This is a genomic window from Streptomyces sp. NPDC048696 (assembly GCF_043198895.1).
Taxonomy (GTDB): Bacteria; Actinomycetota; Actinomycetes; order Streptomycetales; family Streptomycetaceae; genus Streptomyces.
This window is the reverse complement of the sequence record NZ_JBICVJ010000002.1, coordinates 621375-638526: the sequence shown is the minus strand read 5'-3', so window position 1 is coordinate 638526 and position 17152 is coordinate 621375. Positions and strand designations below refer to the sequence as shown.

Sequence of the window (17152 nt, the reverse complement as noted above, 5' to 3'; positions counted from 1 at the left end):
CGGGGCTGCGACCTTGTGCGGCTCCGCCGCACGTGGCCCAGCCGCAGGTGGCCCAGCCGGGTCACCACCGGGCGACGTCACCACCGGGCCCAGCGCAGGGCCCGGGTGAACACCTCCAGGGCGCCGAAGTGCGCGGCATCCCACGGTACTTCGCAGTGCGCCCCCGGGATCCGCTGCGCCAGCCACCGCGTGTGGAGCGCGGGCGCGAAGACGTCCTGGGCGCCGTGCCACAGCAGCACCGGCACCCGGATGTCCTCGGGCCGGAACCGCCAGGGCGAGCTCAGCGCCAGCACGTCGTCGACCCATCCACCGGTCGACGTGCGCAGCCCCTCCGCGAAGTTGCGCACCAGCAGCGCTCTGATCGCCGCGTCGGCGAGGACTCCCCGGTCCGGATCGGGCACCATGCCGTGCATCGCGGCGACCGTGGCCTTCGGGTCGGCCCGGATCGCCTCGGCCCGCACCGTCAGCTCGGCGCTCACGGCCTCGGGCCCGCCCGCCGCGATCGTGTACGCGCGGACGTTGTCCTCGGTCATGCCCTCGAACCAGTCGAGCCCGTCGGCGTCGCGCGGCGCCAGCGGCACGAGCGCCACCGCCCTGGCCGTACGGTCCGGCAGCCGTGCGGCGCACCCCAGCGCGTGCGGTGCACCGCCCGAGCGCCCCATCACGGCGAACTCACCGATGCCCAGCGCGTCGGCGATCGCCGCCACATCGTCGGCCGCGTCCACCACCCGGCGTCCGGGCCGACGGTCGGAGTCTCCGTACCCCGGCCGGTCGAAGGTGATCAGCCGGACGCCCATCCGGTACAGGACGGTGCTGCGCGGTGCCGGGCCGTGCCGACTGCCGGGGGTGCCGTGCAGCAGGAAGACCGGCCTGCCCAGCGGGTGCCCACGGGTCTCGACAGCCAGCTCGCGGCCGTCCGGGGTGCGTATCACCTTGTGCAAGGAGCGCCTCCCGTACGTCCGTTCGCAGGCTGGGCTCGCGTCAGTATGCGCGTACGGCACGCGGCCGGTACAGCGGCTACGGCTACCGGGTGTTCCGCTCCTCGTTCCGGGTGTTCCGGGTGTTCCGGATGTCCTGGGTGTTCCGCTCCTCGGGCTCAGCCGAGCCGGGGTATCTCGATCGCCGGGCAGCGGTCCATGACCATGTCGAGCCCGGCCGCCCGCGTCCGCTCGTACGCCGCGTCGTCGATGACCCCGAGCTGGAACCAGACGGCCTTGGCACCGGCCGCGACGGCCTGGTCGGCTATGTCCCCGGCGAGCTCGCTGTTCACGAAGACGTCCACGACGTCGACCTTGAACGGAATCGCGTCCAGCGACGGATAGCCCTGCTCCCCATGCACCGTCTCGGCCTTCGGGTGCACGGGCACGATCCGCTTCCCGTACCGCTGGAGCACGTCCGCGACCCCGTGCGCCGCCCGCCGCTCGTTCGACGACAGCCCGACGATCGCCCAGGTGTCACCGCTCTCGGTGAGGACCCGGTGGATCGTCTCCTGCTCGCTGTTCACGCCGTGCCTCCCGCGGACCTCGGGTCCATCAGCTGGTCTGGATGCTCTTCTCTCCCGGGGAACGAACGGGACCGCCGGGGAATTCCCCCGGAACGGTCCCGACCGCCAGCACATTGCCCTCGCTGATGTACCCGTCGGGCGAGTCGAGCGGGTGGTCCGGGGCGTCCGGGTCCACGAAGCGCCGCCACTGTCCGCTCAGGCCCAGCTCCAGGGCCTGCCCGGCGAGCTGCGCGCAGGTGGGTGCGTAGAACGCCCGGGCCTGCGGGGTGAGCGGGGCGAAGTGCTCGATGAGGACGGTCTGTTGCCGCACCCCGGTCAGCCCCGCCGCCTTGAGATGGCGGTACAGATCCCGGGTGCGCAGCAGCTGGGCCGCGTAGCCCGGGGTCCGTCCGGCCGCGCGGAAGAAGTCCGTGAAGAGATACGGGTCCGTGGGCCGGGCGGTGATGAGATGCGCGTCCAGGTCCTTCACCGCCACGGTCCCGCCGGGCCGGACCACCCGCCGCATCTCCCGCAGGGCGAGAGCGAGTTCCGCGTCGCTCAGGTACTGGACGGTGTTCGCGCACCACACGGCGTCGAACGAGTCGTCCGGGTAGGGCAGCCGCAGGAGATCGGCGCGGCGCACCTCCACCGGGCAGGCCGGGGCCCACCGCGCCAGGCGCTCGGTGGCCAGGGCGGCGTTCTCCTCGGCCAGGTCGACGGCCGAGACCCGGCCCTCGGGGCCGACGAGATCGGCCAGCCACGGCAGGAAGTCCCCGCCGCCGCACCCCGCGTCCAGGACGTGCGCCCCCGGCCGGATCCCGGCCTGCCCGAGCAGCCCCAGATAAGCGTCCCGGCAGGCGTCGAAGTGGGCGTCGACGATGGTGTGGTGGGTGAAGCCGAGCCCGGTGGAGGAGGTGAACCCCCAGGCCCGGTGATCGTCGGCGCGGTGGTCGTTCGTCAGCATCAGCGCGCCTTCTCCTGTTCGGCGACCACTTCGGCGATCAGGGCGTCCAGCTCGGCCAGCGTCGCCGCCGGTGCCTCAAGGGGCGGCAGATGGCCCGAGCCCGGGATCACCACCTGGCGTCCCCGGGGCAGCGCCTCGGCCATCGCGCGCGCGTCCGCCGACGAGACCAGCTCGTCCTCCGCGCCGGTGATCACCACGGCCGGTATGTCGGTGGCCCGCAGCACGTCCGTGGCATCCGCGCGCGCCGCGATCGCCCGCTGGGTCCAGGCGAGCGCAGCGGGGGAGACCCCGGCCAGCGCGGCACGCAACCGGGCCTGCACCTGCGGCCGTTCGCTGTGCGTGGTGGCGCCCACCAGCCGGGGCGCCGTCGACTCGATGACCGCCCGGGCCTTCGCCGGGTCCGCCATCAGCGCGGCGAAGCCCTCCCGTCCCGCCCGCGCGGCCTCGTCGTCCGCCTCCGCGCGCGTGGACATCAGCGCGAGCCCGAGGGCCCGGCCGGGGTGGCGGCGCAGGAACTCCATCGCGACATAGCCGCCCATGGACACCCCGGCCAGGACCGCGCGGTCGATGCCCCGCCGGTCAAGGTCCCGGGCCAGGTCGTCGGCGACCGTGTCGAGGGACGGTGGCCCGTCGCCGAGCGGGGACGTGCCGAAGCCGCGCTGGTCGGGGGCGACGACGGGGTGCCCGCGCCGCACCAGCGCGTACCGCTGCGCGTCCCACATCGAGGAGTCGAGGGAGAGCGCGTGCAGCAGCACCACGGGGACACCCGGTGCCGTGTGTGTCGTCGCGTAGGTCGTCATCGGGTCGTGCTCCCGTTCTCCGCGTCGGTGATGAACTGCCGTATGTGCGCGGCGGGTCCGGGCTCGCGCAGCCATGCCAGGGCCACCGGCGCGGGCGGCAGATCCTCGATCGGGACGACCTTGATGTGCGGCGGCGTGATGGTGTCGAGCGACTGGAACGAGATGTGCACGGCGTCGGTCCGGGCCAGCAGCTCCATCAGGCCCCGCACCGTGCCCATGTCGTGCCGCCGCGGTATCGCGCGGCCCGCCGGGGTGCGGGGCGGCACCACCTCGTCCCACACAGAGGCGGGGAAGGTGCCGGGGCGGCGGAACGCGTCGTAGTCGGCCAGCTCCTCCACCGACACCGACGCGCGCGTGGCGAGTGGATGGTGGGCGCCCACGATCGCGGCACGCGGGTCGTACGCCACCGGCCGGCTGACCGCCAGATCCGGCTCGCGCGGCCCGTACTTGACGATCATGACGTCGAGCTCCTTGGCGCGCAGCCCCCGGAACGGGTCCTCGACGTCGTATCCGACCATCCGCACATCGCTCTCGGCGCGGCCCGCCGCGCGCACTATGGCGGACGCGAGGTGGGGCGAGCCGTGGATGCCCAAGCGGACGGGAGGCGCGCCGGGTGCGCCGCTGGTGGACGGGTCAGACATCGGGAGTCTCCTCGGTCAGCGCGGCGAACGCGCGAAGCTGGTGCGGATGGGTGCGGTCGACGTCGACGCGGAGCGCGGCGAACGGCGTGGCCGCCCCGGTCAGGCTGGGGACGGACCGCAGGGTCAGCCGGTCGCCCGGCGCGATCAGCCCGTCCAGGGCCGCCTCGACCACCAGGTGGTTGAGGTGAACCAGCGCCTCGGGCACGGGCACGCCGGCCGCCGCGATGTACAGGTCGCGGTGAACGGCGGCCCTCGGCGCGGGCCCGCGTGCCGCAGGCCCGTGCGGCGGCGGCACGGTGATCGTGGTCGCAGGGCGGATCGGGAACGGAGCCGTGGACAGGAACAGCTTGAGCAGGCGGCGCAGCCCCGCACTGGTGGCGGCCGGTGCCGGGCCGCACCAGCCGACCGACCCGTCCTCGGCCAGGTGGTCGAAGGAGTAACGGCCCAGCAGGTTCTCCGGGTTCCCGGCCAGGTACACCGTTCGGGTGAATGAGCGCCGCCAGGCCGCCGCGGTGTCCGGGGCGAGTCCGAGCGCGAACGCGGCCGCGTCCCGGACCCAGGCCGCCGGGTCGAAGCCGCGCAGCACCGCCACCGCCTGGACCGCGTCCGCGCCCGGCCGCTCGACGGCCTCGGCGCGTGCCCGCAGCAGCGCGGCGAGGTCCGACTCGCCCGCCGGGGTGGCGAGTTCGGGCCGGGCGCCCCGCAGCCGCCGGTACGCCTCGTCGTGCAGTCGTCGCTGGGTCAGGGGCACAGGAACACCGCCGAGAGCAGATCGCGCGCGGGCGCGGCGCGGTGCCGGGCCAGCAGCCCGGACGTGAGCCGGTACGGGTCCACGTACACGTGGTCGCGGCGGTGCGCGCCCAGCCGCTCGGCCAGGCCGTCCGCCGCGGTCGGCGGTGCGCCGGCCAGCAGGCGTTCGGCCCGCTTGAGGCACTGGCGCAGCAGGTCGGGCCGATGGGACTGGCCCTGGCCCGGGCCCAGCGTGGCGATGAAGTACAGGCGCATGCCGAGGTGGACGGCCGCCTCGTCGTGTCCGGAGGTCGCGTCCAGGAGCGCGGCCGCGTCCTGCCCCCGCCAGCCGCCCGCGCGGGCCGAGCGGATCTCGCCGTCGACCGGCACCCGGCCGACCGGAACGCGGTGCACGGTCGGCCCCAGAGGCGCGAGCACGCGCGCGAGCAGCTGGTAGTCGGGGTCGAGGTCGGGGTCGTACAGGAACACCACCTCGTCGTAGTCGGGTGCGAGCGGCAGGAGTTCGCGCAGCGCGCAGGCGAGGTAGTTGGGGCGGCCGTCGGCGGTGACGATCCGGCGCAGCGGCAGCCCGTGGCGGGTCAGATCGAGATAGACCGGGCCGCCCAGGTCGCGGTGGTCCAGGCACAGACCACGCGCGCGCAGCCGTTCCAGCATCTCCTCCTGGCCGAGGCCGGGCGGCTGGTGCGCGAGGAGCCCGGGGTCGTGCAGGCCGAGGCGGGCGTACTGCGTACGCCACAGCTCAAGGACGCGGGTGGCGGCCGGGTGCACCCAGCCGTGCTGCTCCACGGCGTCGGCGTACGGGCGCAGCGCGGCGGCCGGGGCCTGCTCCTGGGCCGCCCGGTGGCGGACGTAGAGCATGCCGATGTCGTCCTCGGACAGCTCCGTGTAGTCCGTGTCGCCCCGGGTGCGGTCCAGGAACTCCCAGAAGGCCAGGGTCTGTTCGGTGAGGTGGTACGTGGTGTGGCTGAAGCGGTAGTCGACCTCGGCGAGCGCGCCGGTCGCCCGGTACATCACGTCCGTCCAGAACAGCCCCTTGAGGTGGGACGGGCCGAGCGGCTTGGACGGGGTGATCGTGACCGGCGCGAGCAGGACCCGGCGGCGCGCGCTCGTCGCCCGGTGGGCCCGCGGGGAGGGGGCGAGGGCGGGTGAGGTCACGGCCGGCCCCCCTCGGCCTCGTCGAGGGCCCGCAGGAGCTCCTGGCGGGGCGGCGGCGCGGCACCCCACGGTCCGGCGCCGAGCGGCGCCTGGGCGACCCGGTAGTGGAACTTCTCGTCCCCGAACACCTCGTCCGGCGTCCGCAGCCCCATCAGGACCCGCATGAGACCCCGCCACACCATGCCGTCGTGCGCGGCGGCCGCGCGGATGACGTCCTTCGGGCAGCCGGGGTCGGCGGGCGGCTGGGGACGGCCGTGCACGGCGGCGCTCCACCGGCCGATCCGCTCGCGGTCGCTCCCGGCCGCGTGCTCGTACCACGGCCGCAGCAGGGTGTTCGCGACCTCGGCCGCGGCCTGCGAGCGCTCCGCCGCCGGGTGCGCCGCCAGCGCGTCGGCGAGGCCGAAGGCCTGGGCGAGCGCCAGCGACATGCCGCGTCCGAAGAGCGGATTGGTGACACAGGCCGCGTCGCCGACCGGGAACAGACCCGCCACGGAAGGCCGTACGGCGGCGGCGCGCAGGGCGTTGGCCGGGCCGGTGATCACATGGACGCCGGAGAGCGGTTCGCTGACGCTGTCGTCGAGCCACGCCGCCAGGCCCGGTGTCGCACGGGCGAGGGCGGTGAAGACGGCCGGATGTCGCAGCCGGTCCAGTTCGAGGTCGCCGGGCAGCGTGCCCAGGGCGATCGCGAAGGTGCCCGCGTCGCCGGGGTGGAGCACGCCCGCGTAGTGGTCCCAGATGTCGCCGGCCGCGTGGCCCCGGGTGAGCGGGCCGGGCAGTGAGCTGCCCCTGAGCCGGTAGAACCGGGTGAAGCCGCGCAGGCCGGACGGCGTGGTCAGATCGTTGCCCAACCCCACCCCCGCGTCGGCGAGCCAGCTGCGGGACGCCGCGCGCCGGCCGGTGGCGTCCACGACGACATCGGCCACAAGGTGCGTGCCGTTGGCGGTCACCACACCGCGCACCGACCGCTTGTCGGCGTCGAGCCGCAGTCCGCGCACGGTCGCGCCGTGCCGGATCTCGACCTGCGGCAGCGCCTCGACCGTCCGGTACAGGACGAGTTCGAGCGTGGTGCGGCGGCAGCCGAGCGCCACCAGGTCGTCGTCGCCGACCTCGCGGCCCCGGTCGGTGGCTCCCGGCGGCAACGCGCGCGTGAGGTCGAACAGCGGGGCTCCGGCGGCCAGCAGCCGCTCCAGGACCTCGGGCGCGCGCGTGCGCAGCGTCTGCACCCCGAGCGAGGCCAGCGTGTGGGACTGCTGGGCCTGCGGCACGGTCGGGCGCTGCCAGCGGTTGTGCAGATCGGCCATCGCGCCACGGGGCGGCGGGGCCGAGCGCTCCAGGACCACGACCCGGCGTCCGGACCCGGCCAGTGCGAGCGCGGCTGCCAGGCCCGCGACGCTGCCTCCCACGACCAACGCGTCGGCCATGTCAGCGCCGCCGACCGTGGAGGAAGAACACCCGGCGCACGTCCTCGACGTCCCGGGGCGGTACGGGGTCCGGCCAGCGGCCGAAGTCGGCGCCCGGTTCGCCGGGTTGGAGCGCCTGGACGGAGAAGCCGTGGCCGTCGAAGAGCGCTTCGGGTTCGTCCGTCCCGTACAGCCAGGGGCAGCCCCAGCCCGCGAAGATGTCGAGCAGTCCGCGCATATGGGGCAGCGTCAGGGCCGCGGAGTTGACCAGGTCGGCGGCGATCCGGCTGCCCGGCGCCGAGAGGGCGGCGACCCGGCTCAGGATGCGGTGGGTGTCCGGCTCGGGGATGTAGTACAGCAGCCCTTCGAGCAGCCAGGTGGAGGGCAGCGACGCGTCGTATCCGGCCGCCTTGAGGTCGTCCTCCCAGTCGGGCGAGGTGAGGTCGACGGCGACCGTGCGGTGGTCGGGCAGCGGTGTGATCCCCTCCAGCCTGCTGCGCTTGTACGCGAGGACGGCGGGCCGGTCGATCTCGAAGTAGCGCAGCCCCTCGGGCCAGTCGAGGCGGTACGCGCGCGAGTCCATACCGGCCGGCGCCAGCACGATCTGCCGCATCCCGGGCTCGCGCGCGGCCTCCTGGAGGTAGTCGTCGAAGAACCGGGTGCGGATCGCGTTGTAGTCGGGGGTGCTGGGGAGCGTACGGCCGGAGTCCGCCGGGAACGTCGCCGCCCGGATCTCCGCGAGCAGCTCGGGCCCGATGTCGCCGCACAGGGTGTCCGCGTACGGATCCTGGTAGATGCGGTCGGGCCGACGCGTCTCCGCGGCGCGCAGGGCGGCGGTGAGCAGGGCGGTGCGTTCGACGGCGTCGAGCAGTTCGGTCACGCGGGCTCGTCTCCTTCGGTCGGGCGGATGGCGATCGGACGGGTGGGGGCGGGGGTGCGGCGGAGCAGGGTGCGGTGCGTGCGGAGCGCGACGGGCCTGCGCGGGAAGGACGTTCGTCACCCACGCGCGCGTGCCTCTGGAAGGGACCGGCAGGCCCAGGACCACCGGTCGGGGCACGGCCGGGCGGGGAATCCGGCCGTGCCCCCGGTGGCGTCGGTCAGGCGCCGGCCCCGTCGGTGAGGCGGTGCCACTGGGCCGGGTCCTGGCGGAACAGCCGGTCCTTGACCTGGGTGGGGCGGATGCCGGTGGCGACGACCGCCTGCCAGTCGCGCAGGAACGCGTCCGGCCGCAGCCGTACCAGGGCGGGCGCGCCGAGCCGGTGCTCGGCGCGGGCCCGGCGGTAGCCGGCCGACTCCCGGCCGAGCGCGTCGTCGAGGCGCGCCAGGAACCGGCGGGACTCGTCGTCGCTCCACGGGCTCGCCGGGGCCACCGCGAACTCGTAGGCGGGGACGCCCTGTTCGCCGTCCCGCACCCGGCACGCGGCGTTGCGCAGTTCGAGCCCGCCGGCCGCCAGCGCGTCGCCGAGCGCCCGGATCACCTGGGCGTCCCGCAGCCGCTCGCCGGCCGCGTCGGAGAGCGTGCTGCGGCCGGTGTACTCGACGCGCGGCACCCCGTCCTCGCGGTCCACCACGCGCACCACATCACCGACGCTGTAGCGGTAGAGCCCGCCCACATGACTGAAGATCACGTGGTAGTCGCGGCCCGGTTCGAGCTCGTCGGGCCCCAGTGTCGCGGTGTCCGGCGCGAGGTCGCTCCCGGCGTCGGCGAACTCGTAGACCGACGCGGTCACCACCAGGCTGCCGGCCGAAGGATGCCGGTCCAGGGCCACTCCCACCGGCCCCTCGGAGGCCGCGACCGGTGCGGGCAGCGCGGTCACCCCGGCCCCGAACTCCTCGCGCAGCCTGGGCAGATACAGCGAGGCGAGGCCGGTGGTCCAACAGAACAGGGCGCGCATGTTCGGCCAGATGTGAGCCGGGCGTACCCTTGTGAAACGATCGGACAGCCGCTGGAGTTCCGCCGCGCGCGCCGGGTTGGGGGCACCGTGCGGCAGGCCGCCGAGGGTGCCGTCGTGGACCTCCTTGACGATCCGGGGCCACCACAGGTGCAACTGGTACGGGAGCGCCGCGACCATCGCCGGGTTGATCCCGATGACGCAGCGCACATCGCTCTCCACGGCCATCCGCAGCCGCAGATACATCTTCTCCAGGTGCTCGTCCGCCGCGACGGGCACGGGCAGTGTCGCCCAGGGCGCGCCGGTGCCGGGTTCGGCGGACAGCGGTTCACCGAAGCGCGTGCCGAAGTCGACCTGGCTGGCGCCCACATGGGGGCTGCCGGAGGCGGTCGTGGGGGGAGCGGCGAGCGGGTCGTGCTTCAGGTTGAGCACCGCGTCCGGGCGGGCGAGGACATCGGGGAAGTGCTCGATCAGGGGCGCCCACGCCGCGTAGTAGAACGGGAAGAACGTCGTCCGCATGAACCGCGGGGTGACCGGGATCTTCTTGTGCGCGCCCGTGCTGCCGCTGCTGGTGAAGAACACGGCGGGCCGGTCCGCGGTCAGGACGTCCTCCTCGCCCGCGGCCGCCCGCTCGATCCAGGGCGCGAGGCCGGAGTAGTCCTGTACGGGGACGGCCTTGCGGAAGTCGTCGAGGGTGCGGATCCGGCCGAAGCCGTGGGCGCGGCCGTACGCGGTGTCCGCGTTGAAGGCCAGCAGGTCGGTGAGCGTGCGCCGCTGGTGGCCCGCCGCGTCCGCGAACGCGGCCCGCAGCCGGGCCCGCTCGCCGAGCACGCGCGCGTGGTAGCGGCGCACCCGCTCGGGGCTCGCCCACGAGGTGTCGTCCCGGCGTGGTTCAGACGTAGTCATGGCGGACCGCCTCCCGTACGGCCTCGGCGGTGCGCTCGACGCAGTCGTGCTGCTCGACCACCGTGACCGGAAGGTCGCTGATCTCGTCCCGCAGCAGCTTGTCCAGGTCGCTCTGGTAGCGCTCGAAGGAGGCCCGGTCCGGCCGGTCGCCGTAGTACTCCAGGGCGTTGAGCCGCGTCCCGCGGCGGCTGCGCAGCCAGGCCTCGCGGGGCGAGACCTGCAGATAGACGACGCGAGCGGGCTGCGGGAAGGAGCGCCACCAGTCGTACATGGGGTTGTCGCGCACACCCGCGAGACGGCACTTCGCAAGGATCTTGTAGTAGTACGAGTCCACGACGAGCGGCCGTCCGTCGGCGGCCTCGGCGGCGCTCAGGAGCTGGTCGCGCAGATGCACCACCGCCGTCTGGAGCATGCTGGCCATGAAGTCCGGCGAGTAGGCGCCGCCGGGCGCGGCGACGGTCTTGACCACATCGCGCCGCAGCCGTCCGATCAGCGTGTGCCGGGCCGCCAGGAACCGGTCGTCGACCGAGACGACCCGTACGGGCTCCGGGTCGCCGGTGAGCCGGGACATCGCCGATGACTTGCCCGCGTAATCGCCTCCCAGGAGGACGGTGAATAACGGCAGATGTGATGACATATAAGGCTGCTCCTCATGAACCGGCGCACTCTCTGCTGTGGCACGACTCCTCCCCGCAGCCTGTCGCCTCTTGCTATAGCGAGAGTTGAGGATCAAGGGGGAGCCGCAGGTCGGGGTTGATGCGGAGGTCATCCGATGACTGATTCCAGAGTTATGGCCCTCCGGAGACGGTCTTGGCCGTTTCGTCCCGAACCGCGTGATATCCATCACCCCGTGGCTTCCGGCGGACCGCCGAACCCGCACCCACACGGCCGCCACGCGCGCGTGGCCCGGGAGCCGGGCGGACGGGTGTGCGGCACCGCATAGGGTGGCCGTATGCAGGAGCAGTACCGGACGATCGCCCGCGAGGGCGTGCACGAGACCGAGATCAACAGATCGCGGTTCATCTGCGCGCTCGCGCCCGCCGCCACCGAACAGGAGGCGCAGGACTTCATCGCGCGCGTGCGCAAGGAGCACCCGACGGCGACCCACAACTGCTTCGCCTACGTCATCGGCGCCGACGCCTCCGTGCAGAAGGCCAGCGATGACGGCGAGCCCGGCGGCACCGCCGGAGTCCCCATGCTCCAGATGCTCACCCGCCGCGAGGTGCGCTACGCCGTCGCCGTCGTCACCCGCTACTACGGCGGTGTGAAGCTCGGCGCGGGCGGGCTCATCCGCGCCTACGGAGGCGTGGTCGGCGAAGCCCTGGACGCACTCGGCACCGTGGTGCGCCAACGGTTCCGCCTGGCCACCGTCACGGTCGACCACCAGCGCGCGGGCAAGCTGGAGAATGATCTGAGGGCCACCGGCCGCGCCGTGCGCGAGGTGCGCTACGCGGAGGCCGTGACGATCGAGATCGGCATCCCCGAGGCGGACGTGGACGCCCTGCGCGCCTGGCTCGCCGACACCACCGCCGGCACCGCGACGCTGGAGCTCGGCGGAGAGGCGTACGGGGACGCGTGAGAGCTCTGGCCCCTACCGGCAAGGCAGTTGTGCCCCGGGATGTCCGACCCCACCGTTACCCTCGGGGATCATGAGATTCCTGCATACGTCGGACTGGCACCTGGGACGGTCGTTCCACCGGGTCAGCCTGCTCGACGCCCAGGCCGCGTTCCTCGACCACCTGGTGGCGACGGTGCGCGAGTTCGCCGTGGACGCGGTCCTGGTGGCGGGCGACGTCTACGACCGGGCGGTGCCGCCGCTCGCGGCCGTGGAGCTCTTCGACCGAGCCATCCACCGCCTCGCCGACGCGGGCGTGCCCACGGTGATGATCTCCGGGAACCATGACTCGGCCCGGCGCCTCGGCGTCGGCGCGGGCCTCATCGAGCGGGCCGGCATCCATCTGCGCACCGACCCGGCGGGGTGCTCCACGCCGGTGCTGCTGGCCGACGCGCACGGGGATGTCGCCTGCTACGGACTGCCCTATCTCGAACCGGCCCTGGTCCGGGACGAGTTCAAGACCGCCAAGGCCGGGCACGAGCAGGTGCTGAGTGCGGCCATGGAGCGGGTCCGCGCCGACCTCGCGGCCCGGGCGCCGGGCACCCGTTCCGTCGTCCTCGCGCACGCCTTCGTGGCGGGCGGGGAGCCGAGCGACAGCGAGCGGGACATCACGGTCGGCGGGGTCGCCGCCGTCCCGGCCGGGGTCTTCGACGGCGTCGACTATGTGGCGCTCGGGCACCTGCACGGCAGCCAGACCCTCACCGAGCGCGTGCGCTACTCGGGCTCCCCGCTCGCGTACTCGTTCTCCGAGACCACCCACCGCAAGTCGATGTGGCTCGTCGACCTCGCGGCCGACGGCGCCGTCACCGCCGAGCGGATCGACTGCCCCGTGCCGCGCGCGCTGGCCCGCGTCCGGGGCCGGCTCGACGACCTCCTGGCGGATCCGGCCCTGGAGCGCCACGAGGAGGCGTGGGTCGAGGCGACGCTGACCGACCCGGTGCGCCCCGACGACGCTATGGCCCGCCTCGCCGCCCGCTTCCCGCACACCCTCAGCCTCGTCTTCGAGCCGGACCGCGCCCCCGAGGACCCGCTCGCCTCGTACGCGCGACGCCTCCAGGGCCGCACCGACCAGGAGATCGCGGAGGACTTCGTGGCCCATGTGCGCGGCGGCAGCGGCCCCGACGAGCACGAGCGGACGGTGCTGCGCGGCGCCTTCGACGACGTACGGGTCGAGGAGGCGCTGACGCTGGACCACGCGCGCGCAGGCGCGGCCGCGTCCGGCGCCGGGCAGGAGGCCGGGCGATGAGACTCCACCGGCTGCGCGTCACCGCGTTCGGCCCGTTCGGATCCCCCCAGGAAGTCGACTTCGACGCGCTCTCCACGGCCGGGCTCTTCCTGCTCCACGGCGCGACCGGCGCGGGCAAGACCTCCGTCCTCGACGCGGTCTGCTACGCCCTGTACGGGGCCGTGCCCGGGGCGCGCCAGAGCCCCGGCGCGACGCTGCGCAGCGACCACGCGGCGCCGGACGCCGTCACCGAGGTGCTGCTCGAACTCACCGTCGGCGGACGGCGGTTGGAGATCACCCGGCGGCCGCAGCAGAACCGCCCCAAGAAGCGCGGCACCGGCTTCACCACCGACAAGGCGCAGACCTGGCTGCGCGAGTACGACGCGGAGGACGGCTGGCAGGCGCTGAGCCGCTCCCACCAGGAGGTGGGAGAGGAGATCGGGCAGCTCATCGGGATGAGCCGCGAGCAGTTCTGCCAGGTGGTGCTGTTGCCGCAGGGGGACTTCGCCAAGTTCCTGCGCTCGGACGCCGAGGCGCGCGGCAAGCTCCTGGGGCGGCTCTTCGACACCGGCAGGTTCGCCGCCGTCGAGGAGCGCCTGGCCGAGCTGCGCCGGGCCGCCGAACAGCAGGTGCGAGGCGGTGACGAGCGGCTGCTCGCCCTCGCCCAGCGCATGGCGCAGGCCGCCGGGGACAGCGCCGACGCGCGCGAGTGGCCGCTGCCCGACAGCCGCCCGGGCGAGCCGGGGCTCGCCGAGGCCGTCCTCGCCTGGGCCGCCGTCGCGCGCGCCGGGGCCCGTGAACGGCTCGCCGTCGCCGAGTCGGCGCTGGCGGCGGCCGAGAGCCGCGAGGCGGCCGCGCGCACCGCCCTGGACGACGAGCGCCGCCTCGCCGAGCTCCAGCGGGGCCACGCCGACGCCCGCCGCCGCGCCGACGAGCTGGCGGCCGCCGCGCCCCGGCGCGATGCCGTACGCGAGCGCCTGGACCGGGCCCGCAAGGCCGACCTCGTGGCCCCCGCCCTCGCCCTGTGGGAGCAGGCCGAGCGCGAGCATCAGGGAGCCGGCCGGGCGCGCGAGCACTCCCGGGCCCAGCTTCCGCCCGACCTCGCCGAGGCCGGAGCCGAGCAACTGGCCGCCCTCGAACGGAAGATGCGCGAGGACCTGGGCGCGCTGGACGCCGCCCGCCGGGCCGAGCGGCGCAGCGCCGAGATCTCCGCCGAGCTCGCCGGTCTCGACCGCCAGGCGAAGGCCGATGAGGAACTGCTCCTGGAAACGGGCACCTGGCTGGCCGCCTGGGACGCCACCCGGTTGCGCCACCAGGAGCGCGTCGAGACGGCCCATCTGGCCGCCGCGCGCGCGGAGCAGCTCGCCGGACAGCTCGACCCGGCCCGGCGCCGACTGGCCGCCGCCCGCGACCGGGACGCGCTCGAAGGCCGTCTGAGCGCCGCCGAGACCCAGCAGAGCGCCGCCCGCGAACGGGCCAACGCGGCCCACGAGCACTGGCTCGACCTGCGCGAGGAGCGGCTGCGCGGCATCGCGGCCGAGCTCGCCGCCGGGCTGCGCGACGGAGAGGCGTGCGCCGTCTGCGGCTCGGCCGAACACCCCGCCCCCGCGCGCGTGGGCGCCGGCCAGGTGGACCGCAGGACCGAGGAGGCCGCACAGGAGGCGTACCGGGCGGCCGACGCCGCGCGCGCCGACGCCGAGCGCGCGCTCGCCTCGGTCCGCGAGCAGTACGCGGCCAGGCGCGCGGAGGCGGGCGGGGCGGCGCTCGCGGAACTCGCCGACGAGGTGCGGCAGTTGGACGCCGAGTACGGCGAGGTCAGGACCCTCGCCGCCGGACTGCACGCGGCCCGGGAGGCGTTCGAGAGCGCGGAGCGCGAGCACGACCGGCGGCGCGCGGAACAGCAGCAGGCCACCAACCGCGTATCCGCCCGCACGGCCCGGCGTGAACTCCTCGACCGGGAACAGGGCGCCCTGGAAGAGGAGTTGGCGCAGGCCAGGGGAGAGGCGGGCAGTGTCGCCGAGCAGGCGGCGCTCCTGGAGCACCGCGCCGGACTGCTCGCGGCGGCCGCCGCCGACGTCCGCGAGGTCGAGGCCACTGCGCAGCGGCTGAAGGACGCGGACGGACGGCTGTCCGAGGCGGCCTTCCGGGCCGGGTTCGACACGCCTCGGGCCGCGGCGGCCGCCTTCCTGGACGAGTGGCAGCAGAGCGAGCTCCAGCACCGGCTCGACGACTGGCAGCGCGAGGAGGCCGCGGTCGCCGACCGGCTGGCCGAGCCCGCCGCGGTCGCGGCGGCGGCCCGCCCGCCCGCGCGCACCGAACAGGCCGAGGCCGCCCACGCGCGCGTGGCCCGCGCGCTGCGCGAGGCCGCCTCGGCGCTCGCGGCCGCCCGCGCCCGCTGCGACGAGCTCGCCACCCTCGGCCGCCGTGCCGCGGAGGAGACGCGCCGGATGGGGCCGTTGCGTATCGAGTACGACCGGGTGGCCCGCCTCGCCGGGCTCACGGCGGGCACCTCCGCCGACAACGAACGCAAGATGCGCCTTGAGTCGTACGTACTGGCCGCGCGGCTGGAACAGGTGGCGGCCGCCGCGTCGGCCCGCCTCGGCCGGATGTCGGGCGGGCGCTACACCCTGGTGCACTCCGACGCCAAGGGCGGACGCGGCCGCTCCGGTCTTGGCCTGCATGTCGTCGACGCCTGGACGGGCCGCGAGCGGGACACCGCCACGCTCTCCGGCGGCGAGACGTTCTTCGCCTCCCTGGCGCTCGCACTCGGCCTCGCCGACGTGGTCACCGACGAGGCCGGCGGCGTACGCCTGGACACGCTCTTCATCGACGAGGGCTTCGGCAGCCTGGACGACCAGGCCCTGGACGAGGTCCTGGACGTACTGGACTCGCTGCGCGAGCGGGAGCGCAGTGTCGGCATCGTCAGCCACGTGGGCGATCTGCGCCGCCGCATCCCCACCCAGCTGGAGATCGTCAAGGGGCGCGACGGGTCGCAGGTGCGCCACCGGAACGCCGGGGCGGGCTGAGAGCCGAGAGCCGAGCAGCGAGATTCTTGCCCGCTCTTGCCCCGCCCTACCTTGATCATCCATCTCCTTGCGTCCCCCGCTTGTCCCCCTGGGTAGCCTTCTGGGCCCGGCAGGCATCGACGGGAGCTCGCCTCGTGCTTGGCCGCAGATGAGGGTGCGTGTAGCGCACCCATGACCACCGTTTAGAGTTCGCGGCTCATCGATCGGAGAAGCGCGAGCGTCGGAGCTTTGACAGGAGGACGGGGGCACGAGCCGGACGGGGAATGCGTTGGTCAGGCGGGGAGAACCATGCGCTGAGTGCTGCGGTCCCAAACACATTCCTGGTAAAGGCGATTTAGGTCGTGCCTCGCCCCTGGATCTCCGGCATCGCAGGGGGAGTAGTCATGTGATCCGACGCGGTAGTAGAAGCCGTACTCCTCGCATTCGGCTGTGCCGGGGTATCGGCCGGTCCAAATGGTGTTGCAGTTGGGGTGGCAATGGTGGCGTTGGAATCCGGTGAGGGCACAGCGGGCGATGTCGCAGGTTTCGGAGTGGAACGTGTTGAGGCCAGCGGAGCAGGAGGGGCACGTGTCGCTGGCTGGTGATGTTCTGAGAGTGAGGCGGCCGCGCCAGAGGGTGCGGAGGGCTTTGTCGAGTTCGTGATTGTCGGCGGTGCTGTGGAGGCCGAGGGCTTGGTGGAGGAGTTCTCGGAGGAGGTGGTCCGGGAGCTGGCTGGCGGCTCAGTGCACGGTGAGGCCGTTGCGGGGGTGGTAGGTGGTCCAGTGCTTGCGGAGCCGTGTGGAGGATCTGGCCGTTAGGTTGGCTTTGTTAGCGATCTGCGTGATTTGCGTGTAGTTATTTTTGAGCCATTCTCGTGTGGCGCTGCTGTAAAGGTTGATGAGCGTTTGTCGCGCTATCGGTAAGTTTCTGGCCGTGTTGTGTCCGAGGGTGAGAGTGCCCTCGCTGGCGGAGGCGACCATGTCGCTTTCGTGGGATATGTGTAGTCGTGTGGGGCGGCCGTGGAGGGTGAAGGTCTCTCCTTCCATGAGGGTCTTTATGGGGTTTTCTGGGGCGCGCTCAGCGATCTTGGCGAGCTGTTGGTAGATCCAGGTGCGGCGTCGCCGGACGAGTGCTGCCGCCTCTTCGTTGGTTGTCGCTTGGGGGCCTCGTACGACGACGGTGCCGTTGGAGGTGACTGCTACTTCGAGTGTGGTGCGGTTGCTGATGCGGACTGTGACGTCCGTCATGCCCACCTTGATCACGCGCCGGGCGGACTGTGTCACTTGGTCTCCTTGGAAGGGGGTGTTGGGGTGTAT

General features: G+C 73.8%; 15 protein-coding genes. 3 read left to right on the top strand and 12 right to left on the bottom strand.

Features of this window, described 5'->3' with window-relative positions; genetic code table 11:
• Positions 1-77: 77 nt before the first annotated feature.
• The 11 genes from ACGFRG_RS05915 to ACGFRG_RS05865 form a co-directional block, all read right to left on the bottom strand.
• Positions 78-941, bottom strand: coding sequence for an alpha/beta fold hydrolase (locus ACGFRG_RS05915; protein ID WP_393261741.1), 864 nt, complete (start codon positions 939-941; stop codon positions 78-80).
• A 155-nt stretch (positions 942-1096) separates the two neighbouring features.
• Positions 1097-1504 (bottom strand): CoA-binding protein, encoded by a 408-nt coding sequence (locus tag ACGFRG_RS05910; RefSeq protein WP_361424364.1) that lies wholly within the window; start codon positions 1502-1504, stop codon positions 1097-1099.
• A 28-nt stretch (positions 1505-1532) separates the two neighbouring features.
• Positions 1533-2447 (bottom strand): class I SAM-dependent methyltransferase, encoded by a 915-nt coding sequence (locus tag ACGFRG_RS05905; RefSeq protein ID WP_361424367.1) that lies wholly within the window; start codon positions 2445-2447, stop codon positions 1533-1535.
• Positions 2447-3247, bottom strand: coding sequence for an alpha/beta fold hydrolase (locus tag ACGFRG_RS05900; RefSeq protein WP_393261738.1), 801 nt, complete (start codon positions 3245-3247; stop codon positions 2447-2449). The genes ACGFRG_RS05905 and ACGFRG_RS05900 overlap by 1 nt, the downstream gene beginning before the upstream one ends.
• Entirely contained in the window at positions 3244-3888 is a 645-nt protein-coding gene (locus ACGFRG_RS05895) for a LysR substrate-binding domain-containing protein (protein WP_361424373.1), read from the bottom strand. Before ACGFRG_RS05895 ends, ACGFRG_RS05900 begins: the two co-directional genes overlap by 4 nt.
• Complete coding sequence (locus ACGFRG_RS05890) at positions 3881-4639, bottom strand: DUF6182 family protein (protein WP_361424376.1); 759 nt, start codon at positions 4637-4639, stop codon at positions 3881-3883. The genes ACGFRG_RS05895 and ACGFRG_RS05890 overlap by 8 nt, the downstream gene beginning before the upstream one ends.
• Positions 4630-5793 (bottom strand): hypothetical protein, encoded by a 1164-nt coding sequence (locus ACGFRG_RS05885; protein ID WP_361424379.1) that lies wholly within the window; start codon positions 5791-5793, stop codon positions 4630-4632. Before ACGFRG_RS05885 ends, ACGFRG_RS05890 begins: the two co-directional genes overlap by 10 nt.
• Entirely contained in the window at positions 5790-7214 is a 1425-nt protein-coding gene (locus ACGFRG_RS05880) for a hypothetical protein (protein ID WP_393261734.1), read from the bottom strand. Before ACGFRG_RS05880 ends, ACGFRG_RS05885 begins: the two co-directional genes overlap by 4 nt.
• A gap of 1 nt (position 7215) precedes the next feature.
• Positions 7216-8073, bottom strand: coding sequence for an SAM-dependent methyltransferase (locus tag ACGFRG_RS05875; protein ID WP_361424385.1), 858 nt, complete (start codon positions 8071-8073; stop codon positions 7216-7218).
• Between the two features lie 217 nt (positions 8074-8290).
• Complete coding sequence (locus ACGFRG_RS05870) at positions 8291-9991, bottom strand: GH3 auxin-responsive promoter family protein (RefSeq protein WP_393261731.1); 1701 nt, start codon at positions 9989-9991, stop codon at positions 8291-8293.
• Positions 9978-10628, bottom strand: a complete 651-nt coding sequence (locus tag ACGFRG_RS05865; RefSeq protein WP_361424391.1) for a hypothetical protein — start codon at positions 10626-10628, stop codon at positions 9978-9980. The genes ACGFRG_RS05870 and ACGFRG_RS05865 overlap by 14 nt, the downstream gene beginning before the upstream one ends.
• Before the next feature lie 315 nt (positions 10629-10943).
• On the opposite strand from ACGFRG_RS05865, the gene ACGFRG_RS05860 reads away from it, so the two are divergent.
• The 3 genes from ACGFRG_RS05860 (at position 10944) to ACGFRG_RS05850 (ending at position 15857) form a co-directional block, all read left to right on the top strand.
• Positions 10944-11570, top strand: coding sequence for a YigZ family protein (locus tag ACGFRG_RS05860; RefSeq protein ID WP_361424394.1), 627 nt, complete (start codon positions 10944-10946; stop codon positions 11568-11570).
• 70 nt (positions 11571-11640) lie between these two features.
• Positions 11641-12852 (top strand): exonuclease SbcCD subunit D, encoded by a 1212-nt coding sequence (locus tag ACGFRG_RS05855; protein WP_393261728.1) that lies wholly within the window; start codon positions 11641-11643, stop codon positions 12850-12852.
• Complete coding sequence (locus ACGFRG_RS05850; protein WP_393261726.1) at positions 12849-15857, top strand: AAA family ATPase; 3009 nt, start codon at positions 12849-12851, stop codon at positions 15855-15857. The genes ACGFRG_RS05855 and ACGFRG_RS05850 overlap by 4 nt, the downstream gene beginning before the upstream one ends.
• 719 nt (positions 15858-16576) lie before the next feature.
• Here ACGFRG_RS05850 and ACGFRG_RS05845 read toward each other — a convergent pair.
• Positions 16577-17119, bottom strand: coding sequence for a YgjP-like metallopeptidase domain-containing protein (locus ACGFRG_RS05845; protein ID WP_393261724.1), 543 nt, complete (start codon positions 17117-17119; stop codon positions 16577-16579).
• Positions 17120-17152: the final 33 nt, after the last annotated feature.